Here is a 13,791-nt window from a genome sequence, read left to right on the forward strand (position 1 = left end):
CTTCGTAAGTCTTTAGCTGCAATTATTAATCGTTAACCAATTTTAACCATGAAAAAATCAACCATTTTTATAGCCCTCGTAGCCGTCATGGCTTGGGGACAAAACAAAGCTTCAGCACAAGGCAAACCATTATTTACCGGCCCGATAGGGGTGCAGGCTTACACATTTCGCAGTAGTATGCCAAAAGCTACCGCTGCCGTGCTGGATACTATAAAATCATTGGGCATCACTGAAATTGAAGGCGAAGGGCCGAAAGGGATGCCACCCGAAGAGTTCAGGAAAATGTGCGATGACCGCGGTATCAGCATCCCATCAACCGGGGCAGGGTATGACGCAATTGTTAATGATCCGGGTAGTGTGATCAAGCTGGCTAAAATACTGGGCGCCAAATATGTGATGGTTGCCTGGATCCCACATGGTAAAGAGTTTACTTTGGATGATGCCAAGAAAGCCGCTGCCGATTTTAATCGGGTGGGTAAGATCCTGAGTGAAGCGGGTTTAACCTTCTGTTACCATAATCACGGTTACGAGTTTGGAACTTATAACGATGGTACATTGTTTGATTATATCGCCCAAAATACCGATCCGAAATATGTCTCGTTCGAGATAGATATCCTGTGGTCGTTCCATGGTGGGCAGGACCCGGCTGCATTGATCAATAAGTATCCGTCGAGGATGAAACTGATGCATCTGAAAGATATCCGCAAAGGCGTAGCTAACGACCTTACAGGTGGCACCGATACCAAAAATGATGTTGCCTTAGGCACCGGGCAAATTGATATCCCCGGAGTGTTGAAAGCTGCAAAAAAGGCAGGGATCAAACATTATTTCATCGAGGATGAAAGTCCCTCATACAGCCAGCAGCTACCCATTACCATTGCTTATATAAAAGGTTTAAAAGATTAATATATGAGTAATTTAAACCGCCGACAAGTGTTAAAGGCTATAGGTTTAACAGCGGGGGCTGCCGTATTGAGCGAAACTGGAGCGGTAGCAGCGCCCATAGCTCCAAAAGCTGGCAGCGGCTTTGTTTACTCATTAAATATGAGCACCATCCGCGGGCATAATCTTGGTTTTGTTAAAGAGCTTGAAGTAGCTGCCAAAGCCGGTTTTACCTCAGTAGAGATCTGGATAGATACCCTGCAAACTTATCTGCAAAGCGGCGGGTCATTAACCGAAGCCAAAAAGATCATCAAGGGATTAGGCCTTAAAGTTGAAGATGCTATCGGTTTTGCCCCATGGCTGGCTGATGATGAAACTATCCGTAAAAAAGCGCTGGAGCAGCTTCAACGGGAAATGGAAATGCTGGCACAGATAGGCTGTTATCGTATTGCAGCCCCTCCGGCGGGCGTGACCAAAGGCCCTGTACTTGATCTGGATGTGGTAACCGAACGATATCTTACCATCCTGAAAATGGGTGAACAAACCGGTGTTATGCCTCAACTGGAAATGTGGGGCGGCTCACAAAATCTGAAACACATAAGCCAGGTACTTTATGTAGCTACGCAATGCGGTAAAGCGAATGCCCGCATTTTGCTCGATGTGTTCCACATTTTTAAGGGTCAATCGGCTGTAGAGAGCCTGAATTATGTTGGTCATCGCGCACTGGATATTTTTCATGTAAATGACTATCCGGCAGGTATCAGTCCTGAGCTGATCTCCGAACCCGACAGGATCTATTGCGGAGATGGTATCGCCCCGATTAAACAGATCCTGCAAATAGTTAAAAACCCCGAACGGCCGCTGGTGATCTCGTTCGAGGTTTTTAATAAAAGTTATTATGCACAGGATGCTTTAACGGTGGCTAAAACAGCATTGAAGAAAATGAAGGAGGTAGCCTCTTGATTTTCGGAGGGATTAAGCACCGTATAGACTTACCCCGACATCGCTGCGCTCGTCACCCCTCTCTACGCGAGCGTAAAGAGGTGGGCATTTTTATTTTCGTTTCCCTCTTTGCGGCGAAGCCGGAGAGAGGGTGGTCCAGCGAAGCGCAGACCGGGTGAGTTGACTGTGCGCGAAGATGGGGGTTTACTTCCCTTCATAAACAAAAGCTACACTGTCTTTCACGGTAAGCCCGCTCATATTTTGCCCTACGTAAATAACAGTATATTTTGATGGTTTACTGATATCATAAGCCTTTAGCAGGTCAATAGTAGCCATTAAGCTATCCTTTGGATTAACTTTAATATAGCTGCTGGGCGGGGGCGGCATGATTCTTTTGGCCATAGCGCCTTTGTATAGTATTTCCTGACCACTTGCATCTTTTACGTCGAGGTATTTGCTCATCAACGGCTCAAATGGGGTATGCCATTTGCAAAATTGACGGGCAGTGTCGGCATCGTTGTAAACGGTGAATTTTAGCTCAACGGCGGCTCCAATTTTAATTGTTGGCTTTATTTGCATTTTGGCAAACAGGCTGGCGCTTATAGCAGGGGCAGAACTTTGATTTTTAGCAGAATCAGAACCGGCAGATGTGTTTTTAACATGATTAACACTACATGCCGATAAAGTAAGCAGGGTTGCAGATAAGATTGTTTTGTAGTTTTTCATGCCGCAAAGGTAAGCACTTCAATTACCATTGGCCTGATAGAATTTTGAACCCGTGATCTCAGGCTGGCCCTGTTAAACCCTAAACCCCAATTTAACCCTGCCTTAATATTAGGTTGCGTAATTTTGTTGACATCATGGAGCAGATGGCTTTAATTTCCTCGTTAAAACACACAGGCCCGGTCATCAAAAAAGATCAGCCGGATGACAGCTATAAATTTCAGCCCCTGCCCGAACCCTCCGGCAATTATCCCTATCATCTATCCATACATGATGTAGTGCCCGGCATTGCTGATGACAAAATGGTTTTTCATATGGTAGGGGATACCGGCAGCATCCGTAATCCGGGTTCGCAAAGGCGCATAGCAGCTTTAATGGCTGCACAGTATAAAGTGCTTTCCGGCGCCGGTAAACCAAAGTTTTTGTACCATTTAGGTGATGTTGTTTACAACTACGGAGAGGCTCAAAACTATTATGAACAGTTTTTTGAACCCTATAGCCTTTATCCGGGGCCGATATTCGCGATAGCCGGTAACCATGATAGTGATGTAAATCCTTCCGCTGCGATGCCGTATCAAAGCCTTGATGCTTTTACAACTGTGTTTTGTGATACTGTTTCGCGCCAGGTAATGCTGAGCCGAAGGATAGACCGCAAAAGCATGCCGCAGCCCAATATTTACTGGACAATGGACACCCCGCTGGCAACCATCATCGGTTTACATACCAATGTACCTAAGTACGGCGTTGTTACCCGCGAGCAGCGTGAATGGTTTATGGAGGAACTGCGATCTGCCGATATGCAGCGGCCAGATAAGGCAATTATCCTTTGTATGCACCATGCCCCTTATTCGGCAGATATTAATCATGGAGCCAGTTTGCCGATGATTGATTTCCTGGAAGGTGTTTTTGAAGAAACCGGCGTCAGGCCTGATATAGTTTTTAGCGGGCACGTACACAATTATCAGCGTTTCAGTAAGCAATATGATGACTTAACCATGATGCCTTATATTGTAGCCGGTACCGGTGGTTTTGATGAGTTGCATCCAATTGCTTTGACCGACAATACGGGTTTTACTGCCGAAGATTCCAGGTTTGATGGGGTTAGCCTTGAATACAGTTGCGATACCCGTCATGGTTTTTTAAAGATCGCTGTTGAAAAGATTAACAATGGGCTCACCTTAACCGGTGAATATTACACCGTAGCTGATGAGGACGAAAATACAGCTGTTTTAACGGATAGCTTTGTTATTAAAATTTAAAACAAAAACACCCGAAGAAAGCAACTACTTCCTCCGGATGTTTTAATATTAAAGCTCAATTGCCTGTATCGCTTTATCTAAAGCAATTTCCTGCATGCCCGGTACCTTTACGCCTTCAACTCTAAATGCTTTAATATCCGTCATCCCCATAAAGCCCAGTACAGCCCTTAAATAGGACTCGGTGAAATCATAAGCTTTCATGAATCCTTCAGAATATACTCCGCCAGATGAAATGGCAAGGTATACTTTTTTATTTTTAACTAATCCCTCAGGTGTTTTTCCATCGTATTTGAAAGTTTTGCCCGCACGGGCAATATGGTCTATCCATGTTTTTAAGGTTGACGGAATGCCGAAGTTGTACATTGGTGCATCAATAACTACAGCATCGGCATTCATTAGTTCGGCAATTGCCTCGTCCGAATGTTTAACGGCTTCAACAAGCGCTGGTGTCCTTTTTTCTTCAGGAGTGAAAAAAGATGTTATGTGTGCTTCTTCCAGGTGCGGGAATGGAGTAGTGGTTAAATCATGAGTAGTTAATGTATGATCGGGATGGGCCGATTGTAATTCACTTACGATGGCCCTGCCTAATTTTACGCTGAATGATGCTTCGCCCCTCGGGCTGCTGATTAGATGTAATATTTTCATTGCTGTATGTTTTGTAGCAGCAAAATTACCTCTCATAACTATCAAAAAGATACTACTATCCTAAAGGATACCGGTATCCTTTAGGATAGTAGTATCCTGATTTTGAGATATTTGTTTGAACATCAATTAGATACGAGGTTCTCCGGTTATGTCGATGTTACGCCGCGCTTAAATTATGGAATTTGAAGAAGAGTGCGCCGTGACAACTGGTTATCCATTTTAAAAAGTTCGTTTTTGATGAAATTTTCAGGTTTTGTGTTGTTTTAACCTGTTCATTACCACGTATTTATACGTGCCTTAATTGCGTATAAATACGTGGTAATTAGCGTGCATACACTTGCAGGTTACTAAAGCCTGATGCCCAATTTTGGATTAACATCAGCAGCTAACCTGCAAACACCTATAAACATCTAATTATCATGATTTACCAAACCGTAAGTTTTTTAGCCGAGCAGTTGAATAACTATCTCAAAACAACCGACGGGAACAGCGGGCTCAGCTCAAGCTTCACCCAGCTTAAAAACGTAGCCCACCTGAGCGATGATGAGATCAAAGGGCTTGAGAATATCCTGGTAACGCTGGTAAATATATCCGAGGAGTTTACCATGAAAAATATACCCAATTACGTACGCAACGGCGATGATATTAACTATCGTAACGCGCCGATGTACCTTAACCTGTATGTTTTGTTTTCGGCCTGTTTGCATTCTTCTTATGAAAAATCACTGATCTTCCTGTCGCATATCGTCGAATTTTTTCAGGGCAAGAGCACTTTTACCAAACAAAACAGCCCGACCACGAAAGTTGGCCTCGGCGATTTTCGCCTTATACTTGATATCTACTCGCCCACATTTGAGCAGGCCAATTATCTGTGGAGCACGTTGGGTGGTAAACAATTTCCATATGTATTGTACCGCGTCAGGCTGATTGAAATACTGCGCGATAATGTGACCGAAACACGTGGCATCATTAAAAAGATAGAACTGAGCGATAAACTGAGCTAACGATTAGTGCCGGCGATTAACCTGTAAATTATAAACCCGATGGTACTGGACCTGAACTACGAAACGCTTTTTGAGGTTGACATCCGTCATCATTATCACCTGGATGACGGGATCACACTCTTTGACACGCTGAGCGCCGATGCGCGCCTGGCCATGCTGGAGCGTTATGACATAGGCAGTTTCATGAGCGTAACGCCTACTAAAGCTACAAGGGCGAAGTTCGCAGGCTTGCACATGGTTTATAAACAAACCGAAACCGGCATTATTACCGGCATCCCATACACCTTGAACGGGGGCAAGGAGCAGCCGCAGATAGTACCGCCGGATAACACCGTTTTTAGCTTCAGTTTGGCTATTAACGATGGGCTTTTTGCCAACTACAGCTCACTGCCTTTAAAGGCGCCGGATGGTATGGTATACTTTTTTACCAACGATCCTTCGTATTCGCCGCGTGTGGCGCCGTTTTTAACAGCGACACCGAATGTTTACAAGGCTGCTACCGATTATTACCCGGGCGATATGCTGGTAGATAACCAGGCTGCGCCAACTAAATTGTTCATCGCCCAGAAAAAAAATAACCTTGATCCGGCAGCGGGCGCTACCCCGGCGGGCAACTGGGTAACCGATCCGCTGGTAGGCGGAAAACCGCTGGCCTACGCAAGTAATAATGATTTGATCCGCCAGTTTGGGCGCATATTTACCTACCAGGTAACGGTGGCAAATAAAACCCCGGCACTCACTATAAAAGATCGCTTTGGCAATGTGGTAAACGTGTCCGGCAGTGTGGAAACCGGGCCTTTGAATATCATCAAAGCTGATATGGGCAATTTGCCTGAAGGCTTATATACTGCCCACCTGGCAACTGCAGGTTATACTGACGACTTTCCGTTTTATTACAGTATGGACTCATCGGCCTGGGCTTTTATTGATATCTGTGTTAAAACAAGCGGTGCAACCTATAACCTGTTACAGACGGATACTACGCTTAAATCGCCGGTGTTTAGCTTACGGTTTAAAAACCGGGCGACCTACTGGCGCTACATAGGTAAAACCTTTGGCGCGGCATCAGTAACTGATAATGCGCTGCCCCTTACCCGGCAGGGTTTTATAGCTGTGAAAGTAAAGGATAAAAATAATCATCCCACCACTATCGACCTGCCCAATGCAACGGCATCCCTTATTAAACCAGAAACCAATCAGATTTTTTCAGACATATTTTTTTAGGAAGTAAAAAACAGTAATATGGCAACAACATACAAAACTCCGGGTGTTTACGTGGAAGAAATTCCACTCCTACCTCCATCGGTAGCCGAGGTTGAAACGGCTATCCCGGCCTTTATAGGCTATACACAAAATATTAGCTATAACGGGGCATCGCTGCAGTACAACCCTGTCAGGATCAAATCGCTTAAAGAGTATGAGCAGATCTTTGGTTTTGCCGAGGATACCCTGTTCACCACAACCGGAACAGCAACCGGTATCAAGATCAAAAAGGCGGCCGGTGTATTTTCATTTGATGCCGCGGTTGACGATCCTTACGCAGCCTTGAAATTCAGGATGTACTATTGCCTGCAGCTTTACTTTGCCAATGGCGGCGGCCCTTGTTACATTGTTTCAGCAGGCCAAACTGGTGCAGCTGTTAATGTTGACAAAGCTTTGCTTGGAAACGCGCTTGCCGCGGTTCAAAAGGAAGATGAGCCCACAATCTTGCTGTTTACCGATGCCGTAACCCTTACCGCACCTGCAGACTATTATGGCTTGTTTACCGCAGCATTGGCCCAGGCTGCATTTCTGCAGGATAGGGTAGTACTTATTGACCCCTATGTGGCGGTAGCCGATAAAGGGAAAAAAGCGTTTGGCGATATCGCAACTGCGTTCCGTACGGCTATTGGGGTTAATAACCTTAGTTATGGTGCTGCCTATTATCCATGGCTGCAAACCAGCATCAACTATTTCAGCAATGAAAGCAAACAACTGATCGTTTCCGGAACAGGCGTTACACCAACGGATTTTCCGGCCACTGCCGTTCTGCGCGATGATGCCAACACAGCCAATTCTATCTATCACTTAAACAGTGATCTGTATAATTATATCAAACAGCAAACCAGCCTGTTCTCGGTTATTTTACCTCCCGCAGCGGCAATAGCAGGTGTATACGCTTCTGTTGATAATACGCGGGGTGTTTGGAAAGCGCCGGCAAATGTGAGCCTTAACATGGTAGCAGCCCCAATGGTAAAAATTGATGATGCCGACCAGGAAGATATGAATGTTACCAGCACCGGTAAATCGGTAAATGCCATCAGGGCATTTTCGGGCAAGGGTGTATTGGTTTGGGGAGCACGTACGCTGGCAGGTAATGACAACGAATGGCGTTACATATCCGTAAGGCGTTTCTTTAACATGGTTGAAGAATCGGTTAAAAACTCAACCCAACCCTTTGTATTTGAGCCTAATGATGGTAATACATGGGCAAAGGTACGCGGTATGATAGCCAACTTTTTAATACTGCAATGGCGTGCGGGAGCTTTACAGGGCGCCAAGCCTGAGGATGCCTTCTTTGTACACGTTGGCCTTGGCGAAACCATGACCTCGTTGGATATCTTGGAAGGCAGGCTCATTGTTGAAGTAGGCATGGCTGTGGTCCGTCCGGCCGAGTTTATCATTCTTCGTTTCAGTCATAAAATGGTTCAATCTTAAATCAATTAGTCATGGCTTATAAAACACCCGGAGTTTACGTGCAGGAGATTGCACTGTTTCCGCCATCAGTTGCCCAGGTTGAAACCGCTATACCCGCCTTTATAGGTTTTACAGCTTTTGCATTAACTCCTGAAGGCAAATCATTGGTAAATGTACCAACCCGCATAAAATCGTTGCTGGAGTTTGAAAGCTTATTTGGCGGCGGCTATGTACCGGCAACCATTAAGGTTACTGTTAACCCGGCTACAAACCAGATCCTGAATGTGGTACCCGATAAGCGGTTTCACCTGTATGTATCGCTCAGGCAGTACTTTGATAACGGCGGCGGACCGTGTTATATCGTTTCGGTAGGAGATTTTTCATCTGCAGTAACAGCGCCACCCATATCAGGAGGTATCGATACCCTATCGGCCGAGGATGAGCCTACACTGATCCTGTTTCCTGATGCGGTTGAGCTGGTAAGCGGCGGTAACCCCGACCTTGTTGCTTTTAGCGGTTTGCAAACCAAAGCGTTGGGCTTGTGCGCTTCTATGCAAGACAGGTTCTCGATACTTGATGTGCTGCAGGGCGATAAACGCCAGGATGTTAGCAATAAGCCTATTGACAACTTCCGCAGCTCGATAGGGATCAATAACCTCAATTACGGCGCGGCTTATTATCCCTGGATCATAACCACTTATGATGTCAATGTTGATTTCAGGCAGATGGAGTTTTGGAACAATGCAGGGGTACCGGCCAAGATCACCAATTATGATGGTTTTTCAAAAAGCACTGATGAAAAGGCGCTGGTAACCAACCTGCAAAATGCTATCAAAGATACTGATAAAGTAATCGGATCTGTATTTAGTAACGCCGCCGACGCTACTGCGTTGAGGGTAGGCGGGGTTGATGCAGTTAAGTCAAAGTTAACCGCATTGGCAAATAATATTGCTCAAAATGTAACTCCCGATGTACAGTTAACCAGTTACCTTGATTTGTTGGCCGCCATTGTTACCGCGGGTAAAAAGGCAAAAGATGCACCCGCTGTTGGTGCGTTGTATGGCAAAGATATTGATGCATTGAGCAAAGATGCAAAACTTGCCGCTGCCATCACCAACCTCATTGCCTACGAAAAAAATGCCAAGGTGGCTGCTAATACAACCGCCGGTCGTAATCCAACACCTGTTTATTCGGTATTAGATAATACAGCATGGATAACCAATTCAACCTATGCGGCAATAGCTGCCAATGCAGATAATTTTACCAAAGATGCAGCCGGTGCACTTTCCATTGTACAGGCATTACAGGATACTGTTGCCACTATTTTAACTGGTTTCGGCGCATTAATAAACGGTGCCCTGTTTTATGAAAACCTTGCTGAGCAGGCTTTATTCTCGGGCAACGTATTTTTCAGCGCTGCTAACTCGGCAATAACGCTTAAAATGAGCACTATTCCGCCATCTGGGGCAATAGCAGGGGTGTATGCCAATGTTGACGGTACCCGGGGTGTTTGGAAAGCACCTGCCAATGTAAGCCTTAACAATGTCATAGGCCCCGCTGTGAAAATTGATAACAGCGACCAGGACGATATGAACGTTACGGCTACGGGTAAATCAATCAATGCTATCAGGGCTTTTGCGGGCCGGGGCACTTTGGTTTGGGGCGCGCGTACCTTAGCAGGTAATGATAATGAATGGCGCTATATCCCTGTCAGGCGTTTCTTTATCATGGTTGAAGAATCAGTTAAAAAGGCTACTTATCCTTTTGTATTCGAGAACAATGATGCTAACACCTGGACAAAGGTGCGGGTAATGATCCAGAACTTTTTAACGCTGCAATGGCGTGCCGGGGCCTTACAGGGCGCTAAACCCGAAGACGCATTTTTTGTACACGTTGGCCTTAACGAAACCATGACCGCACTCGACATTTTGGAGGGCCGCATGATAGTTGAAATTGGTATGGCTGTAGTAAGGCCTGCCGAGTTCATCATCCTCCGCTTCTCACACAAAATGCAGGAGAGTTAATTATATAAAAGCTTAAAGCGGAATGCATAAAGCTTAGATCTACCAGATTCATTATTAACTACTTGATGTGAAGCTAATTAATAGGTTCAATATAAATCAATGAATTTCATTTAAAACAAATAAAATGGCAAATTATCCTCTACCCAAATTCCATTTCCAGGTTGACTGGGGTGGCACACGCATCGGTTTTACCGAAGTAACCGGCTTACAAATTGAAACCGAAGTGGTTGAATACCGCGAAGGCAGCAGTAAGGAATACAATAAGGTAAAAATGCCCGGCATGCGCAAATACGGTAACATCACCCTGAAACGCGGCACATTTGCTAATGATAACGAGTTTTATGACTGGATGAACACCGTAAAACTAAACCAGATAGATCGCCGCGACCTTACCATTAATTTGCTTAACGAAGAGCATCAGCCGGTAGTTACCTGGTCGGTTAAAAATGCCTTCCCGGTTAAGATCCAGTCGGCCGATTTGAAAGCAGATGCCAACGAGGCTGCAATTGAAACGCTTGAGGTTGCGCACGAAGGTTTAACCATCAAAAACGGCTAATCATGGCCTTCGACGCTAAATCGGGTTATCCGCCTTTAGGTTTTCACTTTAAGGTGGTGTTTACGGGCATTGGCGATGAAGAAATCGACAGCCGGTTCCAAAACGTATCGGGCCTATCCATGGAGATGGAAACAGAATCCAAGAAGGAGGGCGGCGAAAATCGTTTTGAACACGCGCTGCCGGTAAGGGCCAAGTTTCCGGCACTGGTGCTGAAGCGAGGGCTCATTACCGAATCAAAACTGTTGATGGATTGGTGCAATAACGTGTTCAATAATTTTATTATCGAACCCAAAGACCTGACCGTAAGCCTGCTTAACGAAGAACATGATCCGCTTTTAACCTGGAACGTAGTGCAGGCCTGGCCCAAAAAATGGAGCCTGAGCGATTTGAATGCCGAGCAAAACAGTATCGCTATTGAAAGCTTTGAGCTGCAATACCAGTATTACACCCTTCAAACCTGATGTTATGCCAATTGAGATCAGAGAACTGAACATCCGCGTGAGCGTAAACCAAAGCCCTGCCGAACAGGATTCAAAGCCCTCAGGTGGCGGTGGCGGTAGTGGCGGCGGAGGCGGTGATAAAGATGAGATCATTGCCGAGTGCGTAGAACAGATACTGGAGATTTTGAAAAATAAAAACGAACGCTGATGGCCGATAACGTAACCAAAATGAAGATCGTGGCCTGGTCCGATCCGAAGAGCAAAAATGAAGAAGGCTCTATGACGGTGCAGGTTAACCCCGAAAGCTATAGCCAGAAGATCGAGATCAAGTATTCTGACAAGCAGGCGCAGGGAACCTCGGGCAAGCTGCCCAAGTTTTCCAAGATTGAGCCGCAGAAGATGGATTTCGAGCTGATGTTTGATCGTACCGGGGTAATCAATGGTGCCACCGCCGGTGAGTTAGGGGTTGACGAGGATATCGATAACCTGCAAAAGCTCATCATCGAATACCAGGGCGATAAGCACCGGCCAAGGTTTGTAAGTATCTATTGGGGAACGCTTCAGTTTGACGGTGCGCTGGAAACAATGGATATCAGTTATAAACTGTTTGACAGCCAGGGCCGCCCGCTCAGGGCCATTGTAAAAGCTTCGTTCATTGGTTCGGTTGAGGATAAAAAGCGGGTAGCTAAAGAAAATGCCCAGTCGCCCGATTTAACAAAAGTGAGGGTAATTAACGAAGGGGACACATTGCCGCTGCTCTGCTACCAGATATACGGCGATTCAAAGTATTACATAGAAGTCGCCCAGGCAAACAGCCTCAACGATTTCAGGTACCTTAAAACAGGCACAAAGCTCAAATTTCCACCATTAAATCAATAACAGATCATGGCAGATAGCCGCACCATAGAAACCACCCGGTCAAGTACCGTTGTTACCCCGATTGTAAAAATTGAGGGCACCGAGATACCCCGCACCATGCAGGTGGAGGCTATGGTGATTGATAAAGGCATTAACCGGATAGCCGCCGCTAAACTGGTGATCATTGATGGTGACACTTCGGCCCAAAAGTTTGATGCCAGCAATGGCGACTTGTTTGTGCCGGGTAAAAACATCGAGATTTTGTGTGGTTACGAATCGGATAATTATACGCTGTTTAAAGGTGTGGTTATTAAACACAGTATCAAGCTGCGCAACAGCGGCTCGCAACTGGTTATCGAATGCCGCGATAAGGCCATTGCCATGACACTTGCCCGCCACAGCAAGTACTTTGGCGAAAACGTGAAGGACAGCGATGCTATAACTACTATAGCTGGCACTTACAGCGGTTTAAGCATCGATGTTGCCGATATGAACATCACCACCAGCGACCTGGTGCAATACGAAGCCACCGACTGGGATTTTATAACCGGTCGAGCCGAGCTGAACGGGATGTTGGTTTATACCGATGATAATACCCTCTCCATCAAAAAGCCGGAAATAAGCGGCGCCGCGGTTGTGGAATTATCATTTGGCGCAACCATGCTGGAGTTGGATGCCGAGATTGATTCACGGATCCAGTTCCCCTCCATAACAGGCCGCACCTGGAACCCGGCATCACAGGAAATTGAAAAGGTTGATGCTAATCCGCCATCGGGCGAACTGAACGGCAATCTGACAAGTGATGATCTGGCTGGCGTATTTAATGAAAGTAAATATCAGCTTAACCATGGCGGCAAGCTTTCACAGCCCGAGTTGCAGGCCTGGGCAACATCGCTCAAGCAAAAACAGGTGCTTTCAAAAGTGCGGGGCAGGGTAAAGTTTAAAGGCATTCATACGGTGAAACCGGGAATGATCATTAAGCTCAGTAATCTGAGCGATAGGTTTAACGGCAACACCTTTGTAAGCCACATTCAGCATCATATCTCGGCCGGCGACTGGCAACTGGAAGTACAGTTTGGTTTGGATCCGCAGTGGTTTACCGAAAAGTTTGAAACCAGTATAAAGCCCGCTTCGGCTTTGATCCAGGCAGTGCCCGGTTTGCAGATTGGCGTTGTAACCCAATTGGAAAGTGATCCCGATGGCGAATGCCGCATCCTGGTACGTATGCCGGTGATCAGCGCTGATGATCAGGGGATTTGGGCGCGGGTAGCAACTTTAGATGCCGGAAAGGAACGCGGAAGTTTCTTTTTGCCCGAAGTTGGGGATGAGGTAATTGTTGGTTTTTTAAACAGCGATCCTCGTAAGCCGGTGGTACTGGGTATGCTTAACAGCAGCAACAAAACTGCTCCTTTAACCGCGGCCGATGCTAACAACCAAAAGGGTTTTGTAACCCGCAGCAAAATGAAGCTAATTTTTGATGACGATAAAAAATCAGTAACCATTGAAACGCCGGCCGGGAAAAAGATAACTATGGATGAAGACGCCGGGGCGATTGAGTTAAAGGATGAGAACAATAACTCGATAAAAATGAACAGCGATGGCATCACCATCGAAACCCAGGGCAAACTGGTGCTTAAAGCCCAGCAGGATTTTAACGCCGAAGGGATGAACCTGGGCCTGAAAGCCAATACCGCCCTTTCGGCAGAGGGATCAGCGAGTGTAGAAGTAAAATCAAGCGGTACGGCGGCACTGAAAGGCTCAATTGTACAAATAAACTAATAA

Annotated in this window: 14 protein-coding genes; 12 read left to right on the forward strand and 2 right to left on the reverse strand. The window is 45.9% G+C overall.

Features of this window, described 5'->3' with window-relative positions:
- Positions 1-48: 48 nt before the first annotated feature.
- A complete protein-coding gene (locus BLS28_RS18985; protein WP_091171152.1) occupies positions 49-906 on the forward strand; it encodes a sugar phosphate isomerase/epimerase family protein in 858 nt (285 codons plus the stop codon).
- Positions 907-909: 3 nt separating this feature from the next.
- Positions 910-1,845: a sugar phosphate isomerase/epimerase family protein gene (locus BLS28_RS18990; protein ID WP_091171155.1), complete on the forward strand. Its 936-nt coding sequence runs from the start codon at positions 910-912 to the stop codon at positions 1,843-1,845.
- Between the two features lie 183 nt (positions 1,846-2,028).
- On the opposite strand, the gene BLS28_RS18995 is transcribed toward BLS28_RS18990, so the two are convergent.
- Positions 2,029-2,550, reverse strand: a complete 522-nt coding sequence (locus BLS28_RS18995; RefSeq protein ID WP_091171157.1) for a protease — start codon at positions 2,548-2,550, stop codon at positions 2,029-2,031.
- 113 nt (positions 2,551-2,663) lie between these two features.
- On the opposite strand from BLS28_RS18995, the gene BLS28_RS19000 reads away from it, so the two are divergent.
- Complete coding sequence (locus BLS28_RS19000) at positions 2,664-3,806, forward strand: metallophosphoesterase family protein (protein ID WP_218134477.1); 1,143 nt, start codon at positions 2,664-2,666, stop codon at positions 3,804-3,806.
- Positions 3,807-3,854: 48 nt separating this feature from the next.
- Here BLS28_RS19000 and BLS28_RS19005 read toward each other — a convergent pair whose 3' ends face one another.
- The gene (locus BLS28_RS19005) at positions 3,855-4,451 is read right to left on the reverse strand and encodes an FMN-dependent NADH-azoreductase (protein WP_091171585.1); all 597 of its coding nucleotides are present in this window, start codon (positions 4,449-4,451) and stop codon (positions 3,855-3,857) included.
- 419 nt (positions 4,452-4,870) lie between these two features.
- Here BLS28_RS19005 and BLS28_RS19010 point away from each other — a divergent pair, with 419 nt between their 5' ends.
- From BLS28_RS19010 to vgrG, 9 genes are all read left to right on the forward strand, one after another.
- On the forward strand, positions 4,871-5,455 hold the full coding sequence (locus BLS28_RS19010) for a Pvc16 family protein (RefSeq protein WP_090524152.1): 585 nt from the start codon (positions 4,871-4,873) through the stop codon (positions 5,453-5,455).
- 39 nt (positions 5,456-5,494) lie between these two features.
- Positions 5,495-6,679: a hypothetical protein gene (locus BLS28_RS19015; protein ID WP_091171160.1), complete on the forward strand. Its 1,185-nt coding sequence runs from the start codon at positions 5,495-5,497 to the stop codon at positions 6,677-6,679.
- A gap of 18 nt (positions 6,680-6,697) precedes the next feature.
- Positions 6,698-8,152 carry a phage tail sheath family protein gene (locus BLS28_RS19020; protein ID WP_091171163.1) on the forward strand — a complete coding sequence of 485 codons (1,455 nt, stop codon included), beginning with the start codon at positions 6,698-6,700 and terminating at the stop codon, positions 8,150-8,152.
- Between the two features lie 11 nt (positions 8,153-8,163).
- Positions 8,164-10,155, forward strand: a complete 1,992-nt coding sequence (locus BLS28_RS19025; protein WP_091171165.1) for a phage tail sheath C-terminal domain-containing protein — start codon at positions 8,164-8,166, stop codon at positions 10,153-10,155.
- Positions 10,156-10,279: 124 nt separating this feature from the next.
- Positions 10,280-10,711: a phage tail protein gene (locus BLS28_RS19030; protein WP_090524162.1), complete on the forward strand. Its 432-nt coding sequence runs from the start codon at positions 10,280-10,282 to the stop codon at positions 10,709-10,711.
- A gap of 2 nt (positions 10,712-10,713) precedes the next feature.
- Complete coding sequence (locus tag BLS28_RS19035) at positions 10,714-11,172, forward strand: phage tail protein (protein ID WP_091171169.1); 459 nt, start codon at positions 10,714-10,716, stop codon at positions 11,170-11,172.
- Between the two features lie 4 nt (positions 11,173-11,176).
- On the forward strand, positions 11,177-11,359 hold the full coding sequence (locus BLS28_RS19040) for a DUF5908 family protein (RefSeq protein ID WP_091171172.1): 183 nt from the start codon (positions 11,177-11,179) through the stop codon (positions 11,357-11,359).
- Positions 11,359-12,030, forward strand: coding sequence for a CIS tube protein (locus BLS28_RS19045; protein ID WP_091171174.1), 672 nt, complete (start codon positions 11,359-11,361; stop codon positions 12,028-12,030). Before BLS28_RS19040 ends, BLS28_RS19045 begins: the two co-directional genes overlap by 1 nt.
- A gap of 6 nt (positions 12,031-12,036) precedes the next feature.
- Entirely contained in the window at positions 12,037-13,788 is a 1,752-nt protein-coding gene (gene vgrG, locus BLS28_RS19050; protein ID WP_091171176.1) for a type VI secretion system tip protein VgrG, read from the forward strand.
- Positions 13,789-13,791 lie beyond the last annotated feature (3 nt).

It is taken from the genome of Mucilaginibacter gossypii, assembly GCF_900100945.1.
Classification (GTDB): domain Bacteria; phylum Bacteroidota; class Bacteroidia; order Sphingobacteriales; family Sphingobacteriaceae; genus Mucilaginibacter; species Mucilaginibacter gossypii.

Coding starts and splice junctions, on each gene's coding strand:
- BLS28_RS18985 (WP_091171152.1), top strand. CDS start 49: ATGAAAAAATCAACCATTTTTATAGCCCTCGTAGCCGTCATGGCTTGG.
- BLS28_RS18990 (WP_091171155.1), top strand. CDS start 910: ATGAGTAATTTAAACCGCCGACAAGTGTTAAAGGCTATAGGTTTAACA.
- BLS28_RS18995 (WP_091171157.1), bottom strand. CDS start 2,550: ATGAAAAACTACAAAACAATCTTATCTGCAACCCTGCTTACTTTATCG.
- BLS28_RS19005 (WP_091171585.1), bottom strand. CDS start 4,451: ATGAAAATATTACATCTAATCAGCAGCCCGAGGGGCGAAGCATCATTC.
- BLS28_RS19010 (WP_090524152.1), top strand. CDS start 4,871: ATGATTTACCAAACCGTAAGTTTTTTAGCCGAGCAGTTGAATAACTAT.
- BLS28_RS19015 (WP_091171160.1), top strand. CDS start 5,495: ATGGTACTGGACCTGAACTACGAAACGCTTTTTGAGGTTGACATCCGT.
- BLS28_RS19020 (WP_091171163.1), top strand. CDS start 6,698: ATGGCAACAACATACAAAACTCCGGGTGTTTACGTGGAAGAAATTCCA.
- BLS28_RS19025 (WP_091171165.1), top strand. CDS start 8,164: ATGGCTTATAAAACACCCGGAGTTTACGTGCAGGAGATTGCACTGTTT.
- BLS28_RS19030 (WP_090524162.1), top strand. CDS start 10,280: ATGGCAAATTATCCTCTACCCAAATTCCATTTCCAGGTTGACTGGGGT.
- BLS28_RS19035 (WP_091171169.1), top strand. CDS start 10,714: ATGGCCTTCGACGCTAAATCGGGTTATCCGCCTTTAGGTTTTCACTTT.
- BLS28_RS19040 (WP_091171172.1), top strand. CDS start 11,177: ATGCCAATTGAGATCAGAGAACTGAACATCCGCGTGAGCGTAAACCAA.
- BLS28_RS19045 (WP_091171174.1), top strand. CDS start 11,359: ATGGCCGATAACGTAACCAAAATGAAGATCGTGGCCTGGTCCGATCCG.
- vgrG (WP_091171176.1), top strand. CDS start 12,037: ATGGCAGATAGCCGCACCATAGAAACCACCCGGTCAAGTACCGTTGTT.